The 22,447-nt window shown below is 45.9% G+C and carries 29 protein-coding genes and 1 pseudogene; all 30 read left to right on the top strand.

Features of this window, described 5'->3' with window-relative positions; all coding sequences use genetic code 11:
- Positions 1-158: 158 nt before the first annotated feature.
- Positions 159-452 carry a hypothetical protein gene (locus PZE06_RS21885; RefSeq protein ID WP_151026285.1) on the top strand — a complete coding sequence of 98 codons (294 nt, stop codon included), beginning with the start codon at positions 159-161 and terminating at the stop codon, positions 450-452.
- Between the two features lie 149 nt (positions 453-601).
- Entirely contained in the window at positions 602-1,186 is a 585-nt protein-coding gene (locus PZE06_RS21880; RefSeq protein WP_191963598.1) for a hypothetical protein, read from the top strand.
- Positions 1,187-1,228: 42 nt separating this feature from the next.
- Complete coding sequence (locus tag PZE06_RS21875; RefSeq protein WP_151026284.1) at positions 1,229-1,771, top strand: type I-C CRISPR-associated protein Cas8c/Csd1; 543 nt, start codon at positions 1,229-1,231, stop codon at positions 1,769-1,771.
- A 310-nt stretch (positions 1,772-2,081) separates the two neighbouring features.
- On the top strand, positions 2,082-2,366 hold the full coding sequence (locus PZE06_RS21870; protein WP_151026283.1) for a hypothetical protein: 285 nt from the start codon (positions 2,082-2,084) through the stop codon (positions 2,364-2,366).
- The gene (locus PZE06_RS21865; RefSeq protein WP_151026282.1) at positions 2,363-2,617 is read left to right on the top strand and encodes a hypothetical protein; all 255 of its coding nucleotides are present in this window, start codon (positions 2,363-2,365) and stop codon (positions 2,615-2,617) included. Before PZE06_RS21870 ends, PZE06_RS21865 begins: the two co-directional genes overlap by 4 nt.
- Positions 2,618-2,857: 240 nt before the next feature.
- Positions 2,858-3,253 carry a hypothetical protein gene (locus tag PZE06_RS21860; protein ID WP_225310822.1) on the top strand — a complete coding sequence of 132 codons (396 nt, stop codon included), beginning with the start codon at positions 2,858-2,860 and terminating at the stop codon, positions 3,251-3,253.
- A 299-nt stretch (positions 3,254-3,552) separates the two neighbouring features.
- Positions 3,553-3,750 carry a hypothetical protein gene (locus PZE06_RS21855; protein WP_151026279.1) on the top strand — a complete coding sequence of 66 codons (198 nt, stop codon included), beginning with the start codon at positions 3,553-3,555 and terminating at the stop codon, positions 3,748-3,750.
- 587 nt (positions 3,751-4,337) lie between these two features.
- Positions 4,338-4,763 (top strand): phBC6A51 family helix-turn-helix protein, encoded by a 426-nt coding sequence (locus tag PZE06_RS21850; protein WP_191963597.1) that lies wholly within the window; start codon positions 4,338-4,340, stop codon positions 4,761-4,763.
- The gene (gene terL / locus PZE06_RS21845) at positions 4,763-6,472 is read left to right on the top strand and encodes a phage terminase large subunit (protein ID WP_151026277.1); all 1,710 of its coding nucleotides are present in this window, start codon (positions 4,763-4,765) and stop codon (positions 6,470-6,472) included. The genes PZE06_RS21850 and terL overlap by 1 nt, the downstream gene beginning before the upstream one ends.
- Before the next feature lie 12 nt (positions 6,473-6,484).
- Positions 6,485-8,005 carry a phage portal protein gene (locus PZE06_RS21840; protein WP_225310821.1) on the top strand — a complete coding sequence of 507 codons (1,521 nt, stop codon included), beginning with the start codon at positions 6,485-6,487 and terminating at the stop codon, positions 8,003-8,005.
- The gene (locus tag PZE06_RS21835) at positions 8,005-8,475 is read left to right on the top strand and encodes a hypothetical protein (RefSeq protein WP_275792045.1); all 471 of its coding nucleotides are present in this window, start codon (positions 8,005-8,007) and stop codon (positions 8,473-8,475) included. The genes PZE06_RS21840 and PZE06_RS21835 overlap by 1 nt, the downstream gene beginning before the upstream one ends.
- A gap of 84 nt (positions 8,476-8,559) precedes the next feature.
- Positions 8,560-9,249 carry a phage scaffolding protein gene (locus PZE06_RS21830; protein WP_151026275.1) on the top strand — a complete coding sequence of 230 codons (690 nt, stop codon included), beginning with the start codon at positions 8,560-8,562 and terminating at the stop codon, positions 9,247-9,249.
- A 16-nt stretch (positions 9,250-9,265) separates the two neighbouring features.
- On the top strand, positions 9,266-10,393 hold the full coding sequence (locus PZE06_RS21825) for an SU10 major capsid protein (protein ID WP_151026274.1): 1,128 nt from the start codon (positions 9,266-9,268) through the stop codon (positions 10,391-10,393).
- 14 nt (positions 10,394-10,407) lie between these two features.
- Positions 10,408-10,716 carry a hypothetical protein gene (locus PZE06_RS21820; RefSeq protein WP_275792044.1) on the top strand — a complete coding sequence of 103 codons (309 nt, stop codon included), beginning with the start codon at positions 10,408-10,410 and terminating at the stop codon, positions 10,714-10,716.
- A 15-nt stretch (positions 10,717-10,731) separates the two neighbouring features.
- On the top strand, positions 10,732-11,073 hold the full coding sequence (locus PZE06_RS21815) for a hypothetical protein (protein WP_275792043.1): 342 nt from the start codon (positions 10,732-10,734) through the stop codon (positions 11,071-11,073).
- Complete coding sequence (locus tag PZE06_RS21810) at positions 11,070-11,879, top strand: structural protein (protein WP_151026230.1); 810 nt, start codon at positions 11,070-11,072, stop codon at positions 11,877-11,879. The genes PZE06_RS21815 and PZE06_RS21810 overlap by 4 nt, the downstream gene beginning before the upstream one ends.
- A gap of 17 nt (positions 11,880-11,896) precedes the next feature.
- Entirely contained in the window at positions 11,897-12,052 is a 156-nt protein-coding gene (locus tag PZE06_RS21805) for a hypothetical protein (RefSeq protein ID WP_191963591.1), read from the top strand.
- Positions 12,045-12,833, top strand: a complete 789-nt coding sequence (locus PZE06_RS21800; RefSeq protein WP_151026231.1) for an endonuclease domain-containing protein — start codon at positions 12,045-12,047, stop codon at positions 12,831-12,833. Before PZE06_RS21805 ends, PZE06_RS21800 begins: the two co-directional genes overlap by 8 nt.
- A complete protein-coding gene (locus PZE06_RS21795) occupies positions 12,827-13,225 on the top strand; it encodes a hypothetical protein (RefSeq protein WP_151026232.1) in 399 nt (132 codons plus the stop codon). Before PZE06_RS21800 ends, PZE06_RS21795 begins: the two co-directional genes overlap by 7 nt.
- Positions 13,222-13,575, top strand: a complete 354-nt coding sequence (locus tag PZE06_RS21790) for a hypothetical protein (RefSeq protein WP_191963592.1) — start codon at positions 13,222-13,224, stop codon at positions 13,573-13,575. Before PZE06_RS21795 ends, PZE06_RS21790 begins: the two co-directional genes overlap by 4 nt.
- A complete protein-coding gene (locus PZE06_RS21785; RefSeq protein ID WP_151026234.1) occupies positions 13,575-14,000 on the top strand; it encodes a hypothetical protein in 426 nt (141 codons plus the stop codon). The genes PZE06_RS21790 and PZE06_RS21785 overlap by 1 nt, the downstream gene beginning before the upstream one ends.
- A gap of 18 nt (positions 14,001-14,018) precedes the next feature.
- A complete protein-coding gene (locus PZE06_RS21780; RefSeq protein ID WP_151026235.1) occupies positions 14,019-14,867 on the top strand; it encodes a hypothetical protein in 849 nt (282 codons plus the stop codon).
- Positions 14,868-14,885: 18 nt separating this feature from the next.
- Positions 14,886-15,350 carry a phage major tail protein, TP901-1 family gene (locus tag PZE06_RS21775; RefSeq protein WP_151026236.1) on the top strand — a complete coding sequence of 155 codons (465 nt, stop codon included), beginning with the start codon at positions 14,886-14,888 and terminating at the stop codon, positions 15,348-15,350.
- A 25-nt stretch (positions 15,351-15,375) separates the two neighbouring features.
- Complete coding sequence (locus PZE06_RS21770; protein WP_151026237.1) at positions 15,376-15,750, top strand: tail assembly chaperone; 375 nt, start codon at positions 15,376-15,378, stop codon at positions 15,748-15,750.
- A gap of 301 nt (positions 15,751-16,051) precedes the next feature.
- The gene (locus tag PZE06_RS21765) at positions 16,052-16,414 is read left to right on the top strand and encodes a phage tail tape measure protein (protein WP_225310815.1); all 363 of its coding nucleotides are present in this window, start codon (positions 16,052-16,054) and stop codon (positions 16,412-16,414) included.
- A gap of 221 nt (positions 16,415-16,635) precedes the next feature.
- Positions 16,636-17,343, top strand: a complete 708-nt coding sequence (locus tag PZE06_RS30155; protein ID WP_369011859.1) for an HNH endonuclease — start codon at positions 16,636-16,638, stop codon at positions 17,341-17,343.
- A gap of 137 nt (positions 17,344-17,480) precedes the next feature.
- Positions 17,481-17,723: pseudogene (locus PZE06_RS21760) on the top strand (phage tail tape measure protein); the annotation flags it as partial.
- A 234-nt stretch (positions 17,724-17,957) separates the two neighbouring features.
- Entirely contained in the window at positions 17,958-20,537 is a 2,580-nt protein-coding gene (locus PZE06_RS21755) for a phage tail tape measure protein (RefSeq protein WP_151026241.1), read from the top strand.
- Positions 20,525-21,409: a phage tail family protein gene (locus tag PZE06_RS21750; RefSeq protein ID WP_151026242.1), complete on the top strand. Its 885-nt coding sequence runs from the start codon at positions 20,525-20,527 to the stop codon at positions 21,407-21,409. Before PZE06_RS21755 ends, PZE06_RS21750 begins: the two co-directional genes overlap by 13 nt.
- Positions 21,410-21,411: 2 nt before the next feature.
- The coding region (locus PZE06_RS21745; protein WP_275792042.1) for a siphovirus ReqiPepy6 Gp37-like family protein at positions 21,412-22,447 on the top strand (1,036 nt) is incomplete at its 3' end.

Below are 22,447 nucleotides of genomic sequence, written 5' to 3'. Positions count from 1 at the left end.
TTTTTCGACGACATGGCGCAAGTGGACGTGGCGCACAAGTTGCGCGTGAGCAAACAGACGGTCAATCGGTTGGTAACGGTGGCGCTTGCGAAGGTGGCGCGAGTGTACGAGGCATGGGCGAGAATGGGCGAAGGTTATCAAATCGGGGAGGAAACGGCATGAATTTAAACGAACGCATCGACGAACTATACGCGCAAACCAAAGCGGGCAACTTGCCACGCGAGCATCGATTTTTAGCAATCGAAGCGCTGACGGACGAATACGTCGCGGCAACGGGCAAGCGACCGGAGCGAGAACAACTCGACCGGTTGGCGACGCTTTGCTTGTACGAGGAAGTGACGGACGATACGCCGTGGAAAACACGGAATACCGAACGGCCGATACACAGCGAAAGGCAACGCAGGACTATCGAGGATAATGAGGCGGGGAGCAAGGCGTTAGATTATCGATGACCATCCGGAGTTATTTCGGGTGGTTTTTCTTTTGTCTACATCTGTCGAAAAGAAATTATAAAAATAATTAAAATAAGTGTTGCATACTTAACTTAAATGTAGTATATTATAGACAAGAGGAAATACTACTAAAAAAGGAGGAAATCAAAATGAAAAAGGTCATGGTAAGAGCTTGGGAAATCGCAAGAGAAGGAGTTAAAAAGTTTGGAGGAAAGGTGAGAGAGTATTTTGCTCAAGCTCTTGCTATGGCTTGGCAAGAAATTAAGAAAGGGGTAGAGATTATGGAAAAGGTAAAAGGCACTATCTCCAAAATTAGCTTTCCAGAATTGAAAGGTACCGAGAAGCAAATTAAGTGGGCTAAGTCAATCAGAGCTAACGCAGCTGCGGTGTTACAAGATGAATTAATGAATGAAGAATACGAAGTGGTTAATGAGCTGCCTGGAAGAAAAAACACAATCGAGAAAAGACGTGTGGATGCGATTGTTAAAGCTTTATTTTCAGAGCAAGGAGTTAAAAATTACCTTGATAAGCTTAAAAACTCAAATGTACCAGAAAGCAGAATTGAGAGTGCTGTCGTATCGATGAACAAAGCTTACGACCGCTTCGTGAGATTATCAGAAATCATGTCAAACGCAGACGCTAAATTTTGGATTGACAACCGTGATAATCAAGAAAAAAATTACATGTTTAAAAAATTTAAAAACTATGTATCAAATGGTGTTAAAGAATTTTAAAGCTCGGGAGGGCGAATCCTCCTTTGTACAAAGGAGGATAACATGGACATTAAAAAAGCCATCGAGGAACTACTTGCTAACCCAAACATCACAAACTATCAAATTAGCAAAGATACAGGGGTTAGCCAGGTATCACTTAATAAATTTGCTAAAGGCGAGTCAAATATTGAGAACATGCCACTAGGTAATGCTCTTAAACTTTACGATTACTATTTAAAAAACAAGGAGGATATTATAATGACTAATGATAAAAGAAACCTACTATTTGGAAGGCTACTAAGCGTATGCACAATAATCGGCGAGCGTGTTTTCGAGAAGGGCAAGCCGTCCGTCCCTGAGCGCGACTTTAAGAAATTTCCGAAAGCGCCTGCTACTACGTATAAAAAGCTTCACGACAACTTTATGCAATACGCGTACAAGTTTGGCGACGACGAAAATTACTTGTTAAGCCGGTTCGACGGAATCCTCGGCGAAATGGACACCTCAGACTTTACCGACGCGCCACTTGGCGACAATTACTTACTTGGCTATTATCGGCAGAACCATGAACTGCGGGAATACAGAGCCGGATACAATGCTGAATAAAACGGTTTAAAGGCGTTCTACCTTCGAGGGTAGGGCGCTTTTTTGTGTTTTATGGCTTACTTTTCCGCGAAATGTCTGGACTAAGGTTGAATTGAAAATTTCGGACTACCTTTCGCAGTTCGTCGCGACTGCCTACCACAGACCAAGCGGTTATAGTCCGGATAACAACACCTTGCCCGTCGCATGCATTATCGTCAGCGACGCGGACAAATGCGGATTGACGACCGCACATCACACTTAGGCTCGCCTTAATTGGCGGGCTTTTTTATTTTCAATAAACCGGCGAATAGCCGAAAAGGAGGCGATGAACATGGCGGCACAAAACGCGCGCGAAGCAAAATCAATCGGAGAATTGAAGGTAAAAATGGACGTAGACATTTCCGACGCGCTCACGGGCTTAAAGGCGTTGCAGCGAGAAGCGCGGGAAGCCACGAAGGCATTGCGGGAGTTGGAAGAAGCGCAGGCACGCTCGAATGAAATCGATAGATTGGCGGCGTTTATTCTCGCAAATTATTCGAGTGAACCTGGAAGAACGGGCGAATCAGAAAGCGCGGTAGACGTGGCGATTCGTCTGCTAGGCGGTGACGACGAATGAGTAAGTACCGTAAGAAACCAGTCGTAGTCGAAGCGGAAGTATATCGTGCAGGACTAGAAGATGGCGTGGATTTCACTTACGAACAGATTGCGCCGAACGTGCGAGGATTACGTCGCGTTAAAAAGCCGTACATCGATACGCTAGAAGGGCGTATGTTTATTTCGCCAGGCGATTACATCATCACCGGCGTGGAAGGCGAACGTTACCCATGCAAGCCGGACATATTCGAAAAAACGTACGAAAAAGTTTAATTTAACGGAGGGATTTTACGTGAACGATAACTTATTTTACTGCTACTCGACAACGTTGTTTCATTTCCTAAAAGCGAACGGCTTGCGTTATGAGTTCGCGGGTAAGCACCCTCGCACTGATAAGCGAATGTGGGTATTCGCCCGAACGGACGCGCTAAAACGAGTGTTAGACGAATATGATGAACGAAAGGCACGCGCACTAGGTAAGTAGCGCTAACTTAGTAAACGGAGGGATTTATAGTGAACGAAAAGGAAAAAGCATTGAGTCAAAAGGAACACTTGCTGACGAGCGGAGGTTACGCGCCTATTCCGCATTTTATTTACCGAGAATTATTGCCGGAACTGAAAGAGAAATACGACGGAAAGACTGCGCGGGATTGCGTGCTACTTTACGGCTACATGCACGCATTTGTTAACGGACAAAGCGAAGGGCAAGCGTATATGTGGGCGTTTCCGAGCGTGGTACAAATCGCCGATGATACCGGTATTCACAAAGACCGTATTAAAGGGCTCGTCGATATACTCGTTAGTGAAGGCGTAATGGTGACGAAAAAGATTCCGTGGCATGGACATTCGAAGAAGATGTACTTACCGTTGTATGAGCGTAGTTGCCCGATTCCTGTTAACGGGAATTAATCGAATCCCATTCATAGGAATTAATCAATTCCTGTCAGCGGGAATATAATAATAACAACGTAATAATAACGAATTAATAATAATAAAGATTGCGGCAATAAATTGCCGGTAGTCCTTTTCTATCGAAAAGTCCTACTACGCTTTATATAACGCATATTATTATACATCATCTCTTACGCGAAGAAGTATTTTAATAAGAAAAGAGATAAGCGCCGATTCCCGTTCGTAGGAATTGGGCGAAATTACGACCTGGTGCGGAAATCGTACCGGGTTATTTTGCGTGGAAAGGAGCGATAATTATGACGGACAAAACACCGAAACTACAACTCGTCAGCAATGACGGACTGCATTTCGCATTGTACATCGACGGTAAAGAAGTGAAGGGCGTTAACAGGCTTACGATTAACTGCGAGCAAGGCTATTTCGTTACGCATGAAATCGAATTTTTAACGGTGGCTAGCGGCGATGGAATGCCGGATAAATTTAACGGAGTGTAACACGTTCACCAACCCGCCTATTAAATAAGTAGGAAGTCGGCGTGCATTTTCGGACTGTGTTACGGATGCACGTCGTTTTTATCAGCCGACGCGTTCACGGCGTACAGACCGCCAAAACTCGAGGGTGCGACGGTTGTTTTATGCAAAACGTATGCATGCTCGGTCGCTCATCCGTATGCAACAATCGTGGGAAATAACGGAAGTACGTGCGTTGTGAACCGCGTTATATCAACGATGTATAAAATCGTGCATAACGGGTGTTATATGGGCGTTAATGAACGTTGATGTGGCGCGGTTCGTAAAACAATCGACCACACAATAATAAGTATTATGTTAACAAGAATTGTATGCGGTATGCACGATTATACAGCGTAATATGCAGGCGCATGTATGCGGTATACGGGGCGCCGAAGGGGGCGGGGTGGTCTTTCGCTCATGTGCCCGCCCTGACGTCCGACAATTTCTCACAAAATTTTAAACTCCGACCCTCATCGAAGCTAGTCGATAGTTTGGCGGTAGTGCCTACGGCTGTTTTCGGTGAGCGCCGGTTGCCAGCGCCAAGTTTAACGGAAAGGAGTACGATACTTATGGCAAATCCACGGTTTCAATTCAACGAAGCGCGACTACGCGAAGGTCAACGCCTAGCTGCGCAACTGCTCGTCGAATACGAATTTACGCCAAAGGGCGAACGCAAGACGAAAGACCAAATCGCCGAGGAAGTCGGCATTTCGCGCATGCAATTACACCGCTGGGACACGACGGACGAGAACTTTATCGCGTATAAAAACTACTTAGCATCGCGCGTGGTCGATTCGCAGTTATCGCTCGTTTATTCGCGGCTCATTGACGGTATTAAAAACGGCTCAATGAAGGGCATCGAATTGTACCTCAAGCGTATCGGCGACCTAAACGATAAGAGCGAGGTTACGATTAACACGAACAGCGGCGACCAGTCGTTTGAGGAACGCAAGGCTGCGCTAATGGAACGGTTGCAAGGCGGTTCGGACGAGTAATGGCGTTTATTGACGGCAAGTGGCTCGACCGCCCAGCACGCCAAACCTTAATCGACGAATTGGCGGAAGAAAATCAGCTGTTGCTCGAAATTATCGCAGGCCCAAACGGAACCAACTACGACATTGACCGATTTGAAAACAATCGCTCGTTGCTGGCGAAATTATACCGCGTCCACAACGCCGAATTCGATTTGCTGCGATTTACTTACGAGTATTTTAGCGACGAAATGAATCCCGACAATGAGACGAATTTGATTCCGGCGGGGCAAACTTATGCGGATGCGGCGGACTTTCATCGTACGCTTTGTTCGTTGCTCGACGACATTATCGAAGGTAAACAGACGAATAACGTTGCGTGGTCAGTCGGTCGTCGGCATGCTAAGACGGCGTACTTGTCGAATTCCTTTTTATGCCATCAAGTTGTTTACCGTCATCAAAAGTATATTATCGAGATTTCGGAAACGACGGACGTGGCGGGGGACTTTATACGCTTTACGCAGCAGAACTTGAAATTTAACGAGAAGCTTCGAGAAGATTTCGGGCCATTGCTGCATCCAAAGCCGTCCATGAATGAAGTCGATAACAAGTACGAATTTGTCACGGCAAGCGGCACGAAAGTCGAAGCGAAAGGTATGGGAACGCAGATGCGCGGGCTACGCCATTTGACCGAACGTCCCGGACTTTTCCTGCTCGATGACCTCGAATCAAATGCGAATACAAACACGCCGGAACTGCGTCAAAAGAACTTACATTGGTTTCGGTCGGAAATGCTCGAGGCGTTGGGCTTCGGTGGTATCGCGGTTTATATGGGAACCATTCTAGGCTACGACTCGTTGCTGAATCACGTTATTACGAAGCGACGCGACTTTATCTCGAAGAAGTTTCCGGCAATCTTGTCGTGGTCAGAACGCGAGGACTTGTGGGAAGAATGGCGCACAATATATAACTCGGACGACCCGAAGGCGAAAGAGAACGCCGACGCTTATTACGAGGCGAACAAAGACGAAATGCTGCGCGGAACAGAAGTATTGTGGCCGCAAATGTATTCGTACAAGTATTTTATGGAAAAACGCGAATCAATGGGCGTCAAGGCGTTTAATCAAGAGTATCTCGGCAATCCAGTCGATGAAGAATCGCAGATATTCAAGGACGATGACATTACGTATTTTTCGGACGCTGATTTACGAGATAAAAACTTCGACTATATTTGCGGAATTGACTTCGCGATGGGGAAGGAAAAAGGCGACTATAGCGCAATTATCACGCTGGCTCGAAATAAAGAGACCGGCGTTTGTTACGTTGTAGACGCATATATACAACGCGTTCATCCTGACGTGCTTTTACAAGAAGCAGTCGAACGAGCGCTCAAATATGAATACGCAGTAATGGCAGTCGAGGCGCAAATGGCGCAGGAATGGTTTGCCGATAAGCTATCCGAAGCCTTGCAGGCGAAAGGCTATCCGGCTTCGACGCGACTATCGAAGATTAAACAGCGTACTAGAAAAGCGCTACGAATCGAGGCGTTACTGCCGGACATTCAAAACGGAAAAATACGCTTCAAACGTGACCAACGGCTACTGCTCGAAATGTTCGAAATGTATCCGAATCATAATCACGACGATGGCCCCGATGCTGTTTCGATGGCTTACACGGCGGCAAAAATCGGCAGAAAACGCAAAGCTGGCTACGCTGGCTCTTACCGATATTAAGGAGGTGTTAACGTGTTTGCAGACCCGAATTTAATCAGCGAAATTTTAATCGAAAACCCGATGCGCGACGCACTCGGCGAACTCGAATGGGAACGACTCGTCGAAGAAGCGAAACTGTACGACCGATACTACGGCGCGACCAACGTATGGACAACGTACGAAAAGCCGAAGGAAATCGACTACGAGCCGACGGAGTTGTCGATTAACTACCCGCGCAAGCTAGTCGACACCATCGCGGCGTGGCAATTCGAAAAAGAGCCGAAGGTAACTGTGCCGCCGGACATACTCGACGACCCCGTAAACATGACGCTCAACAACTACGTGCCGAGCGACGAACAACAGGCGGAAAACAGTCGCGCTAAAATTAAGGAACGCCTACTGACATGGGTATGGGACGACAATCACATGCACGAAAAGTTACTCGCGGCGGCAAAAGACCGCGCTATCTCGACGACAGGCGTTTACGCACGCTTGCATTACGATACTCGACGCGGGAAGATACGTGTTTTTTGGCATCCGTCCACGGAAGTCATTGCGGTGCATAACGAGTGGGACGTTGACGAATTGCAGGAAGTTCATTTCATCGCATTTCTTGACCCCGAACAAGAACGGCTATGGCGCTTGTCTTATTACCTCGTATGGCACGAAGATAGGGGCGAATATGACTGCGAATTGTTCGAGGCGGTATACGACAGCGGATTTAATATCGTCGAAGAACGAGTGCCGCGCCAGTCGATGGGACTCGACTTTATTCCGGTCGTGGAAGTGCCTGTCGACAAGCTTACAGGAGCCATTCAAGGCGAATCGGAACTCGGAAAGATGACGCAATTAGCCGACGAAATTGACCGCAAATTAAGCGACTACTCGGACGCCCTACGCTTCGAAATGTTTGCGATTACGATACTAACCGACGTCGATGAGGACCCGAAAAACCCGTTGAAAATAAGCCCGTCAGCGAAATGGAATCTCGGCGACAGCGATAAGGACAGCGGAAAGCCCGAAGCGAAGAAGTTAGAAGGCGGCTTTAAGTTTCGCGAGGCTATCGAAGGATACCTCGACCGAATGTACGAAGCGCTGCACGAAATCAGCGAAGTACCAATCGTCAATACAGCAGACATGAAAACGGGCGGAATCAACGACGTGGCGTTGCAGTTGCTCTATAGCGCAATTATCTCGAAAACACAACGTGCTTGGGTCGTTTGGCAGTCGCGCTTACGGTTGCTAAACGAATATATATTGCGATATATGAAAGCGCGCAAAGACCATCCGCGTTTTATTTACGACCGTAAATGGGTCGACGAGTTAGACGGATTTTACGACAGCAAAATCATATTTAACTTGCCGACGCCACAAGACCGAGCGGCACTAATCGAACAGTTGAGCGCAGAGGTTGCGATGAATACCGAGTCGATAAAAGGCGCAATCGCCCGAAGCGGAAAAGAAAACGCAGAAGCGAAGCTGATGGAAATACTGCAAGAGCGCGATTTATTACGCAGAAGAACCGACCCTTATAACGAAGGAGGCGAAGAATAGTGGCGAAAGTGAATAGTAATCCGGACATCGGGCGGTTAGAACAAACGCTGTATCAAAGCGCCGATGGCTCGAAGGCGTTGCCGGTCATAGTCGTTGCGCAGTCGGGCGATACGTTGCAACCGGCTGATGGCGATAGTGGCGGAGGCGGTGGCAGTCCGCAAGAAGTAACCGTGCAAAACTGGCCAACACCGCCGAAATGGAAGTCGGTCAACGGTATTCTAAGCGGAACGGTTGACCCTAATGGAAGTGACTATCCGAAATTAATCGATGCAACAGGCGCAGACGCCATCGAAATCCAGTGTCCGCAAGATAATACGGCACCGTTGCTAGTGTCGAACATGGAAATGGACTTTGGCGATTGGGAAGTTTACCCCGGAACGTCAAAAACGTTTTATTTTAGTCGCCTTTATGTGCGCACAAGCGGAACGGATGCGCAGAAAATTACGTTTATGACGAATTCTTATTCGTAAGATTTGCGACCAATACGCCTATGTCTCTAAACTGTGCGGTTGATAAACGATAGCCGACGGGCTTTAAGCGGTTGGAGGTACGAAATGAGCGAAGAAATTAAAAACGAAAAAGTTGACGAGATAATCGATAAAGAAATTACTACGGTTGAGAAACCGGAAACTAAATCGGAAAAGACTTTTACGCAAGATGAGTTAAACGAAATCATCGCTAAAAGAGTCGAACGTGAGCGAAAGAAGCAAGCGGAACTTGACGAGAAGTTAAAACGACTAGAAGCATTAGAAAAAGCCGATGAGGAACGCAGAAAAGCGGAAATGACCGAAGCCGAACGCTTAAAAGCCGAAAAAGAAGAAGCGGCGAAAAAGGCGGAAGAGGCAGCGGAGCAAGCGAAGAAGGCGCAAGAGACGGCAAATCAACGCATTGTAAACACCGAAATACGAAGCGTCGCCCGTGCGTTGAATGCGAATGACCCGAATGACGTGCTTGCGTTATTGGATAAGTCGATTGTAGAGATTGACGACGATGGTAACGTAAAGGGCGTTGAGGAAGCGGTCAAGGCGTTAAAGGAGGCTAAGCCGTGGATGTTTAAACAGTCGGTATATGTTGACGCTGTAGGAGGCGGGAACCCTCCGAAAAATCCTAGTATAAGTGAGATAGCAGTGAAAGAGAAAGAGTATGAAGAGTTGAGACAGAAAGCAGTACAAGACCGACGATTATTCGGCAAAGTCATTGCGCTAGGCAATGAGATATTGCAAATGAAATCTAAAAAACAATAATTAGGGGGAATTTTTAATGTCAGTAGCTTTAACTTATAATTTTCAACAACAAATTCGTGATATGCAACCGGGTGTAGATTTAATTTTACAAAACGCTCCAATCCTATTGGGTATTGTAGGCATAGGAGACCCTGCAACACAAACGAAGTTTGAATGGCAGAACGATTATCTTAATAGCTTAATCGCAGACCCAGCGGCAGACTTTGAGGCGGCAGATACATCAATCCAATTAAAACCAGGCGAAGCTAGGAAGTTTACCGTAAATTCCTTAGTACAAAATGGTCTTGAGGTTATGCAAGTAACAGCCGTAGACGAGAGCGCAAATACTATCACGGTTGTTCGTGGGTACGATAACACTACTCCGGAAGCATTTTCCGTATCTGATGATGAGTTGCGAATTATCGCTAGACCTCGCCCTGAGGGTGAAGATACATTTCGTAAAAATGAGATTAACGACCGTCTTGTGTCGGAGAATTATACACAAATTTTTACTCGTTACGCCTCTGTTTCTCGTACTCAACAACAAGTAAGAACTTATGGAGTGGAAAATGAATTAGATTATCAAGTAAATCTTCGCCTAGAGGAAATGCTACGTGAAATGAATAGTTCTTTAATTTACGGACGTAAATACGCAGGTTCACCATCCGTTCCACGTACTTCCGGAGGTTTGTTTGCATTTGCGAATGAACAAGGCTCTTTTTCAAGTGATTTTGGAAACAGCGAAATTACCGCAAAGGGACTAAATGACGCTGTCGAGGCATCCTATAAACGTGGCGGAACAGTGAATACAATTTTATGCGCGCCAAATGTCGCTCGTCAAATCACTAAGCTTGGTGGTAGCACTATCCAAACTGAACGAAGCGAAACAACTGCTGGATACCAAATTTTATCATTTGTTTCTGACTTACCGGGCGGAGCAATTACTAGAGTAGTAGTAGATAACAACATGCCTAAAGACCGCGCGTTGTTGTTAGACGTAAATAATGTGAAATTACGTTATTTAACGTCAACATATGACCAGGATGCTACACAGCCAGGCGGAGATTATTTTGCGCGTGTAATCAGAGCCGAAGTAGGGTTTGAGATTAAGAACGCTAAGGAGTCTATCGCTATTCTTTCTAACATCGAAAAGAAAGTATCATAGTAGGAGTGTAGATGATGGCGAAATACAAATGTTTACCAAATTATGAAGTTATTATAAACAGTGAAAGAATCGCTAAATTTGATGTGGATGGGGAATTCGAAACCCTTGACGATTTAAAAATTAAGATATTAGACGAGCAGACAAAAAAAAGTCCGTTCATTAAGCGGTTGGATGCCGTGGCGAAGGCAGTTGACGAAGTTGCGGACGCTCCTTCCGAATTTGAACCGGAACACGTCGGCGGCGGTTATTATCTGCTTTCGAACGGCGAAAAAATCAAGGGTAAGGACGCCGCAATCAAGGCGGAAGCCAAACTCGAAAAATAACGGAGGTGACGCTCGATGTCGGTAGCGGAGCGCTTAAAGAATCGGTTGCAAAATGTTTCGGGCGTTACGGATGCCGACATTGAAGCGTGGGTGTCCGAGGCGGAACACGAAGCGGATTTAACCGAAGCAGAAAACGCCGATGCGGTATTTTATCTTGCGCTAACCATTGCGTATGAGTTTATCGCAACAAACACGGCGAATTACTTTAAATACACGGACGGCGAGGAATCGGTCGACAAGTCGATGGTTTTCGACAACTACATGAAACTGGCGGAGCAAGCACGCAAACAATATCGCAAATATAGGCGTGGACGAGGCGCAAGCCAGACGCATGTAGGACGGGCGGATTGTCGATGAATAATCAAGCGAAACTGAACGAGTCCTTCGAAAAATTGGCGAAGGGCTATCGTAAACTCAATAAAAAGCAACAGGAATTTGCGATTAGAGAAATCGGACGGATACGCGGCGACCTTGCCGACATGCTTGCGGATTACTCGGCAAAAGACGGCACTATCAAACGTCAACGACTGGCGCGGTTGCTGCGGGAACTAGACGAAATGGAAATGCTAGTGCGCGAGTACGGCACAACTTCGCTCGACGCCATCGTAAAGGAGTCGGCGGAATTTGGCTCGACGGGTGCTAACGCGGCAATTGTGGCGGCGATTCGGTCGGGTGCGTTATCAGAAGCGACTATCGAACGAATTAATCGCGACGTATTTGAGTACGCAACGAAACGTCTTGGCGATGACGGACTCGTATTGAGCGACCGTGTTTGGCGGTTTGGCGGAGACATGCGCGACGAACTATCGAAGGTATTGCGCGCAGACATCATCCGTGGCGAATCCGTCAGCACGATGATAGCGAACATACGAAAAGTCTACGAAAACGAGACGTGGAAGATTCGGAGGTTAGTAGTGACGGAAGGCAATACGGCTTACCGCGCTGCCATTTCGATGAGTGCCGACCGAAGCGACGTAGTAAAAGGCGTTAGGTTGCACCGTGGGGCGGCGAACGTGCCGTCGCACCGATGTACAATATTATCGTTGGAGGACCGATACGGAATGGGCGAAGGCGTGTTTAAGTCGACTGACACCGAAATCTATCATCCTCATATTAATTGCACAAGTTTTCTAACCTATGAACTTTATGACAAATATTTATAAAAGGGGATACGTTATTAATGGCAGATAAAAGGTTATGCGAATTTGACGTAATATGTAGTGAAATATCTAAATCCCTCACTGGACTTAAGGCAATCCAACGTGAGGCGAAAAAGGCAACTAAAGCACTTAAAGAGTTGGAAGAAACATGTAAATCGGTGAAAACTGATGAGTAAAACACCTCTTATGTTAAAAGTAGAAAATGAGATTGGAAGAGATATAGAAGTTGTATTACGTGAGATGTACACCGAAAAACTGTTGTCAACAACTCAAATATCAAACGAGTTAGGGATAAGTGTAGCATCGGCAAAGCAGTGGTGTAAAAGGTTTGGTATCGAACTTAGAAGTAATTCAGAGGCTAAAAAGATACAACACGAAAAAACACCGTTAGAAATCAGAAAAAAACATACTGCAAAAGCTAATGAAGCGTTTAGACGTAAGAGGGACGAAGGTACATTAGTATTTAATCGACCATGGATGGTTACCGATGATAACCCTGCAAAACATCCTGAATCTAGGCGTAAAAATTCTGAATTTCATAAGAAACATAATCCTATGTTTAATGAGAAAAGTGCTTCTAAAATGAGACGTTCGATGGAGAGATATCTAAGAACCAAAGCAACTCCACAGGAGTTAATTTTCAAGAAAAGTATTGAAAAGCTTGGATATTACCCCAAGTTTCAACACGCTGCTGCCAGAGCGATACTAGACTTCGCCTTCACAGATTTAAAGATAGGTATCGAGATAGACGGTGAAAGTCATTTGAGGTTCGATTCAGTGAGAGAAAAAGATATCAGAAGAGATTCGGAATTAGAGGGCGAGGGGTGGATAATCCTTCGCTTTTTTAATTGCGAAATAGAGGATGACCTTGGATTGTGCTTACGCGAAGTAATTGAATTAGTAGAAGCCAATAGACGTATTTATGCTAAGCAGGATAAGGAGGTGGCTACGTGCTAACACCACAAGACATCGAATTTATGCGCAACACTCGCAATGAAATCGTCGCAGAACGTCAGCATCCTATCGTTTTATATTACGAAGTTGCTGGCGCACTCGACCCGATAACTAACGAACCGATTGGCGCTGAAACAGTCGAAATACACACCGAATCCGTAGTCACCGAAATTGCTTCGATGGCGCAATCGGCATTCGAGCGATTATTGAACGACGGCGTACTCGTTGAAAAAGGCGACATTTGGTTTTCGGTCGATATTGACGTTGTAAACGACATAATCGAGCAGATAACAAGCGTCAAATACGACGGGCGCGACTACGAAATCATGGCGGCAGACAAAAAAGGCATTGGCGAGCGCAACCGAGTCGAATTCGTGGGGAGGTTAATATCGTGAGTAATTTTACGGTTAAAATCGAAGGATTGGCGAGTCTTATAAGTTCGCTGGATGCCAACGCAATCGCTCAAGACATCGACCACATCACGGAAGCTTACACGCGTAAAATGGCGAATGAATCCGCAGAGAGTGCGCCTAGACGTAAAAGTAAGCTAAGGAACTCGATTGCGGCGAGCGTGCAAAAAGAAGCGCCGTTGCACTGGACGTACGGGTCGGACTTACCGTATGCGACACGGCAAGAATACGAGCATCGCACGAAAAAAGGGTTTATCCGGAATACCATCGCTAAAAACGAGGTTCCATATCGTAATAAAATTGTCGAACGACTGAACGAAATGGGGCGAGGCTGATGCAGTTTAGTTTGACGCATTCGTTGCGTACGCACCTCGAGCAGACGACCGGGGTTAAGACGGTTTGGCTTTTCGACGGAATTAAATTACCGACTGACCGACCGTTGATAACCATCGAACAAATGACGAATACGAACGAAGTCATTTCGAAACAGCGCTCCGTCGAAACGGTCTATCGCTACCAAATCGGGTTAAGTGCGACAAGTATTCGCGAACGGTCGCTGATACAAGAGGAAATTCGCGACGTCCTCACGGACGATAAGATAACGCTATTAGACGCACTGAATCCGGGCGAAACGCTCGGCTATTTTTATGCGGTCGTGACGGGTGAGACACCGATAACACCGGACGATGTGAGCGATAAGTCGGATTACCATCGGGTTTATTTTGACGTGGAAGTACGCTACACAAAAACGAAAATTTAAAAGGAAGGAGAGACGAGTTTGGAGATACCGGAGACATGGCAATTGAAAAAAGCATCTAGTCGAGGTTCCAAGTACTATACCGATGCAAACGACACTATTGTAGCGAAGATTTGCAACGGGTGTGGAGAGGTAAAGTTGTTGAACGAGTATAGAAACGAAAAAAGAGGACTCGGCGGCAAAGCTTCGAAATGCAAGACATGTATTCTTGAATGGCGAAGGCAGTACAGAAAAGAAAACCGCGATAAATATCAAGAACAGAACCGGCGATATCACGAACAAAACCGAGAAAAAATTCTCGAAAAACAAGCTAAGTATCGCGAAGAGAACCGTGAGAGGATTCGAATCGAATCAAGGGAATATTATCGTAAAAATACTGAAAGAGTACTTGCATCCAAACGAAAATGGCGAGAGTCTAATCCCGAAAAACAATCTAATTCTGTTAGAAATTGGGAGAAACGGAACCCCGACAGAGTTAAGCTTAAAGGTCATAGACGAAGGGCTCGCAAATCGTCTCTTCAAGACGACTTCACAAACGAACAAATGCAGGCAACGTTGAGCTATTTTGGTGGGTGCGCTCTTACTGGGGAATCAGAAAATGTACACTGGGACCATGTAATACCATTATCAATAGGTACTGTAGGTACTACTGAATCTAATATGATTCCTTTGAGACAAGATTTAAATCAAAGTAAAAGTAACAGTAATTTGTTTGAGTGGTATGAGAGGAACAAGACTCGGTATAACTTATCACAAAAACGTTTTGATAGATTAATAGAATTTTTAGCGCAAAAGAACGAAATGTCCATCAAGGAATATCGTTCTTTTTATTTTTCTCAATTTAATGAAAGTAAACAAAATATCTCATAAAAAGGGGCTGTTTTAGTAATGACGAAGGCATATCGCGGAGAAGAAATTTTGTTTGCAGTTACTATTCCTGACGAGGAAAGTGGCGAAACATTAGTGCGTCCATTTAACCAAACAGGCGGGTCAAAAAATATTTCAGCAGATGCTATTGATTTGGATACAAAGGATCTCACGGGTTCTGATTATGGTAAGGTTTCTCAAGAAATTTCGCTAGAAGGAATCATCACAGAGGGCGACCCATTTCCTGATTATGTGGAAAACGCTGTTAGAAATAAGCAATTTGTAGAAATTTACGAGATAAACACCCGTACTAAAGAAGCAGAAAAAGGAAGTTATATGATTTCTAATTTCGAACGCTCATTTGGTAACTCTGAATTTGCAACATATTCCCTTAGTGGGACTCTAAATGGTTCAGTTACAAAAGAAACACTGACTACCATTCCTGATGGTGCGCAGAACAACGATATTGCAACGGGCACTAACTAACCACAAACCGAAAGGATGACGATAGATGGCACGATTTGAAATTGACGGAAAAGAATACGAATTGAAACTAACGTATAAGGCGGTTAAATATCTCGACGGACTGCACGAAGGCGGAGCGCTCGCACTTGTCGGACGTGCATTGCAAGGCGACTTAGACACGTTTACTAACGTTGTGCATGCCGGACTATTACACACGGGGGAAAACTTCGCGAAAGAAAAAGTCGAACTAGCGCTCGAAGAAGCGTTCGAAGCCGAAAAACTCGACTACGAGACGGTTCATAAGACGGTCAACGAGGTGCTGCTCGATAGTTTTTTCTACCGGAAGATAGTCGCGAATCTGAAAGCGCAGAATCCGGAAGCGTTCGAACAACTCGACAAACTTTTGACTACGACCGAATAATCTCGGACGGCTGGCGTTACCTCCGATTTAAGCCACCGGAAATGTGGGCGCTAACGCCTCGCGAACATGTCCTACTTAATCGCGCGCAACAGGAACGACGTTATGACGAATACGAGTTAGCGTCGGTTATCGCTGTTATGCACGAAGCGGCGCATCGAGCAAAACGTCCGAAGGCAAGCGACTTATTTAAACGCCCAGCCGACGGTGTGACCGAGGATAAGATACGCAAGCAGGCGGAAAAAGCGAAACATGCGGAGGAATGGCTTTCGCAGTTTAAATTCTAGCGGAAAGGAGGATGAAAATGGCATCCGTACAAAATTTACTCGTTAAGATTGGCGCTGACATTAGCGGGTTAACGGCAGGCATTCGAAATGCAACGTCGCAAATTAACCAGTTGGCGCAACAAAACGAGCGGGCGTTTCAAGCGGTCGGGTCGGTCGGTAAAGCAATGACGATAATCGGTACGGCTGGCGTAGCGGGACTTGGACTGGCGGTTAAGACCGCGGCAAACTTTGAGTCGGCGATGAGTCGGGTCGGAGCGTTGAGCGGTGCATCTGCGGAGGAACTCCGGAAACTGACGGCAAATGCCGAAGAAATGGGGCGGAAAACGTCCTTTTCGGCGACACAGGCGGCAGAAGCGCAACAATTTTTAGCGATGGCTTAACATAACGGGCCGGTTCGGTAGTGATACCGTTCAAAAAATACTTGGTGAATTCGGTGAAAGCTAAGTTGCACTCCGTTAATAACTTACGGTGGAGGATTGATACTATTAAATTATGTAAGTATTGCGGAGAAATAAAAGAAGATAGTAGATTCGCGAAGAATAGAAATAAATGTAAAGATTGTAGATATGAAGAATCGAAGAAACGTCATAAGCATACGTGTATGTGTTGTGGCGTCTTTTTTACGTCCGAAAGTAAAACGAGTAAATACTGTAGTGTGGAATGTAGGGCTAAAGGAAGGATTACAAGGGTAGATACTAGTTGTTCTTGGTGCGGGAAGCAACTTTCAGTTGAACGGTACTTTTATCAAAAATTCAAACATCATTACTGCGATAGAAAATGTCAAGGAAAACACCGCAGTAAAGAATTCTTCGGAGAAAAAAGTCCGAAATACAGTAGAGTGAAAATAAATTGTGCCTGCTGTGGTAAGGAATTCGGAGTCATCCCGTACTATTTTGGTAAACGTAAATATTGCTCAGAAGAATGTAGTAAGAAACATATGGTAGGAGAACTTCATCCACGTTATAATACAAAATTAACTGACGATGAGCGTTTTCAAAATCGAGATTATCCCGAATATAACATTTGGAGACAGTTGGTTTTTGAACGTGACTCTTTTACTTGTAAAAGATGTAGAGATAATTCCGGAGGAAACTTAGTAGCCCACCACATTTTTAATTATGCTGAGCATATTGATAAAAGAACTGATGTAGCAAACGGAATAACCCTTTGTAAAGAGTGTCATAAAGAGTTCCACGATACTTTCGGATATACGAATAACAATAGCGAACAATTATCTATATTTTTGGAGTGCGATATGCTAATACCGAGCGAAGCCGACACGGAAACGGTCGGAACGTGTAGAGACTAGATAAAGTAATCTAAGGGCGACGCCTATGACGAAATATCCACGAGCGCCAAGCACCTTATACGTTTATAAGGCGAAGATATAGTCCGATACTCCGGGGAAACCCGGAGAGATAGCTTAAACGGCTATCATAACACTTGGGATATAAAGCTAATCAAATTGTGGCGGCGATGCCGGGACTACTCGCAACAGCAGCGGCAGGGCAGACGGAACTAGGCGAGACTGCCGACATTGTGTCGAATATACTTTCGGGGTTTGGCATGCAAGCTGCGGAGACTTCGCGAGTAGCCGACGTTATGACGAAAACATTTACGAATAGTAATACGGATTTACGTATGTTGGGTTATATGTGTAGCCCGGTCGTGAGGCAACTTGCGGCATAAAACACTAGGTGAATTCGGGGAAGGCTAACGCAAACGCTACGCTAATCCCGAGCCAAGCCCGACAGAAACGTCGGGAAGGTGTAACGACTAGGTCATGGAGCCGTAACGTAAAGCCGACGGCAGTAAAGACCCACGAGCGCCTAGCACCTCAACGAGGTGAAGATATAGTCTGAACTTGCGGGAAACCGTAAGAAGTATCGGATAAAGAGCCGGTACGATAACAAATTGCTCACAATGAAATATGTCAGCCCTGTCGCTAAAGCGGCTGGACAATCGCTCGAGTCGATGGCGGCTGCGGCGGGAATATTGGGAAATGCTGGAATACAAGCCGACCAAGCGGGCACAAGTTTACGTATGATGTTAATCCGGTTAGCGAAACCGCCTAAAATGGCGCGCGACGCGCTCGATGAACTCGGCATATCCGTATCAGACTCGGCGGGCAAGATGAAGCCGTTGTCGCAAATCATCGGCGAAATGACGGAAGCAACGAAAGGCATGACGGAAGCTGACCGACTAGCAGCGGTTGCGAAAATCTCCGGCACGGAAGCGTCGGCGGCAATGCTCGCGTTAATGGACGCCGGGCAAGGTACTATCGAAGCATTTACGGCGGAACTCGAAAATGCCGGCGGCACAGCCGAGGAAATCGCCGCAAAGCAACTCGACAACTTGCTCGGGCAGTTAACGATTTTAAAGTCGGCGCTGGAAGGAGCGGCTATTGCGATAGGCAACGCATTATTGCCGGCGCTTAAAGTTATCGTCGCAGCTATCCAAAGTGCGGTCGACTGGTTTAACGGATTAAGCGATGCGTCAAAAACGTTTATTTCGATTGGGCTGGCGTTAGGTAGCGTATTTATGCTCCTTACGGGCCCGTTGCTGATACTCGTCAGCATGATACCGTCGCTAGTCGCAGGATTTGGCGCGATTGCCGGCGCGCTCGGTATGACGTCGGGGGCGCTGTTAAGTAGTATCGCACTTTGGGGTGGAATCATAGCGGCGATTATTGCGGTAGGTTCGGCGCTCGTCATCGCCTATAACGAGGTCGAATGGTTCCGCAACGGCATACACGCAGCATGGGCGGGGATTGTGTCCGCTACGATTGCGGTAGGCGCTGCGATTAAAAACGCGTTTGGCGAAGCGGTCGACTGGTCAGTGCGAAAGTTTGACGATTTTAAAACGTTGGCGACAGTCGTTGGCGGGCACGTATCAACGGCGATTGGCGTGATTAAGACGACGTTTAACGACTTGCAGTCGTATGTTGCGACAGTGGCTCCGATTATTTTCGGTAAATTCATCGATACTGCCAGCGAATTTCTTACTAACGTAAAGAGCGTATTTAGTGGCGACCCGAAAGCGTTGGTGCCGGTCATCGAGACGTTGGGGCCGACCATTGTCGGATTATTAATCGGAGGGCTTCCCGGCATGTTAATTTCGCTGTCGCGCTTTATGCCGGCAATCGCAGACGCTTTGCAGGCGGGAACTCCGCAAATAATCGAAGGCATTAACGCGGTGGTAGACGGTATCGTCAATTTCTTCGAAAATAGCTTTCCGGTAATCGTACAAGTTGGACTCGACTTAATCCTCAATTTGATTAACGGAATACTCGCGGCATTGCCGACTGTTATCGGTGTTGCTACGCAAATAATCGAAACATTAGTCGGCGTAATCGGTACCGTTTTACCGCAAATCTTGACGGTAGGAGTGGAACTTTTAACGACTTTACTCGAAGGCATCGTATCGGCTATTCCGTTGTTGATTGCCGGAATATTAACGGTAATTGACTCGTTAACTCAAGCGATAATAAGCAATTTACCGATGATTGTCGATTCGGGGGTTCAAGTGATTTCGTCGTTAGTCGAGGGGCTTTCGACAGCTATTCCGTTGCTAGTTATGGCGGCGCTTTATTTAATTGCTGAAATCGTATCAACGCTAATTAGCAGTTTACCGAAGATTATCGATTCGGGCGTCAAGATTTTAATGGCGCTGATAGACGGAATCTTATCGATATTGCCGACGCTTATTGCAACGGCGATTAAACTGATACTGCAAATCGTGAGTACGCTCATCGCAAACTTGCCGAAGATTATCGATTCCGGCATCAAGATTTTAATGGCGTTAATAGACGGTATCATTCGGATTTTACCGCAGTTAATTGCGACGGCGCTTAATTTAATCGTGCAGATTGCGGGTACGTTGATTAAAAATCTACCGAAAATTTTAGCGGCTGGCGTGCAAATACTGTGGGAGTTAATCAAAGGTATCGTTAGCGTTGCGGGTTCTTTAGTCCTCGCAATAACAACGGAAATTATTCCGTCGATTGTTGATACGATTAAAAGCGTAAACTTGTTCGACATCGGAAAAAACATCATACAAGGGTTAATTAACGGAATTGGCTCGATGGCATCGGCAGTTTGGGACAAAGTAACGTCAATCGCGAGCGGTATTGCAAATGCAATTACTGGGTTTTTTGACATGCATTCGCCATCACGATTAACGCGCGGATTCGGTCAAGACATCGGAAAAGGTTGGGAACTTGGATTATCGGATTCGATTAATGGGCTCGTAAAAACGGCCGCTAAAATGTCGGAAGCTGTTTCGGCATCTATCGACATGTCATACGATGCGCCGAACGTAGCGAGTCGAGCATTTGCGTTTACTCATGCGCTAGAAAACGAAAACCAACGACCAAGCGTTGTCAACATGACGGTCAATCAGCAGTTACCGGAAGATGTGTCGCCGGCAAAGGAACGCAGGGAACAAGAACGTATTATGCGAAGAATGGCGGAAGATATGGGGGTGCTAACATGGAGCGGTTAATCTTTACGAACGCACGCGGGGAGTCCGTCACATTTGGCGCCTCCGCGCCGTTTGAAATCATTACGGTTGATGGACTCGGTGATGTAAGTGCGGAAACAATTTCGCAGAAATCAGCGTTTCAAGATGGAAGTACGTACATTGATTCGACGCTCGACGAAAGAGTAATCGAGATAACATTGCTTATACACGTTTTGGACTATTCGAGGGTTGTGGCTGCAAGACAACGTTTATCGGCGGTGATGAATCCGAAGCTGGGACTCGGTACTCTACGTTATGAGGGCGGAGGGGTTATTCGAGAAATTCAAGCGGTTGCTGAATCTATCCCGAGATTTCCTGACGGTACGCAAAATCGCGGCGAACGTTTTCAAAAAGTTTCACTAACGTTAATTGCACCCGACCCGTATTGGCGCCAGCCGGAAGATACAAAAACGGAGATTGCGTTATGGGAACCGTTATTTGAGTTTGAACTCGAAATACCGGAGGACACAGGCATCGAGTTCGGGGTTAGGACGGAGACTTTTATTGTTAACGTAAAAAATGACGGGCATGTGGATACAGGAATGATAATTAAATTTCGAGCAACAGGGACGGTTGTTAATCCGTCCTTATTTAACGTTAATACGCAGGAGTGGATTAAATTAAATTACACGATGACGGCTGGAGAAATCATTACGATTAACACAAATCGTGGGCAAAAACGAATTGAGTCTACGTTAAATGGTGTGACTACGAATATTTTTAACTCTATCGCACGTGGTAGTACGTTTTTACAACTCGAAATCGGCGACAATCTACTACGATATGACGCTGATGAAAACATTAACGGGTTGGAAGTCGACATTTACCATGCTTCGAAGTATGTGGGGGTGTAGTCGTGGACTTATACGTTTATGATTTGTCGTTTAATTTACTCGGACTAGTAGACGATTATGAGTCGCTTGTATGGACGCGAGATTTTTATAAAGCGGGCACGTTTGAATTGCAATTAAGTTTACCTAAGAGTGACGCAGATGTTGCGTCTCTTTTTTCGTTAATAAAACGAGGAAATATCGTGGTAAAAGACGACAATCCACAAGAAGCAGCGGTAATAAATTTCGTAAGTATAAACGGAATCAAACACGAACGAGTTACGGTTAAAGGCTCTTTTCTTGGCGATTTGTTATCGCGCAGAACGGTATGGGGCGAGCAAGAAAATACGGGCACGATTGAGGACGTCATGAAGGCGTTTGTACTCGACAACTGCATCGCCCCCACCAATCAAAACCGAATTATCCCGTCGCTTGCGTTAGCGCCTGACAGTGGGGTTGCGGACAATGCCACCGAATTTAGTAGCGAAAATCCTAGCATTAGTAGTTGGCTTAATGCGTTGGCAGTTAAATATGACGTTGGTTGGCGAGTGTTGTTTGACCCCGTTAACACGCGGTATTTATTTGACGTTTATCGTGGGCGTGACTTGTCTTACGGACAGTCCGAAAACCCGCGCGCAATTTTTTCGCTAGATTTCGAGAATGTCAATAACCAAACGTTAACTGATGCGGACGAGGATTTTAAAAACATGGCGATAGTCGCAGGAGAAGGCGACGAGGCGACACGTAGAACGGTTTTAATCAACGACGCGCTTTCGGGCTTTGAAAGACGCGAGATATATATTGACGCCGGTTCCGTTTCGAAGGAACGCGAAGATGGAACGCAGATACCCGACGATGATTATGACGAAATCTTACGAGAATACGGACTTCGTGAACTGTCGGAATTGAAGCCGTTATTTACAATGCAATCGGACATAAGCGTGCTGTCAAATTTGGCTTACCGAAAAGATTTCGATTTGGGCGACATTGTAACGATAGAAAACCGACGCTGGGGAGTTTCGCTTGATACTCGAATTACTGCGGTCAGAGAAACTTATGAAA

This window comes from Robertmurraya sp. DFI.2.37, from assembly GCF_029211245.1.
Lineage (GTDB): Bacteria > Bacillota > Bacilli > Bacillales > Cytobacillaceae > Robertmurraya > Robertmurraya methanolica_A.
This window is presented reverse-complemented; position numbering and strand designations above follow the sequence as displayed.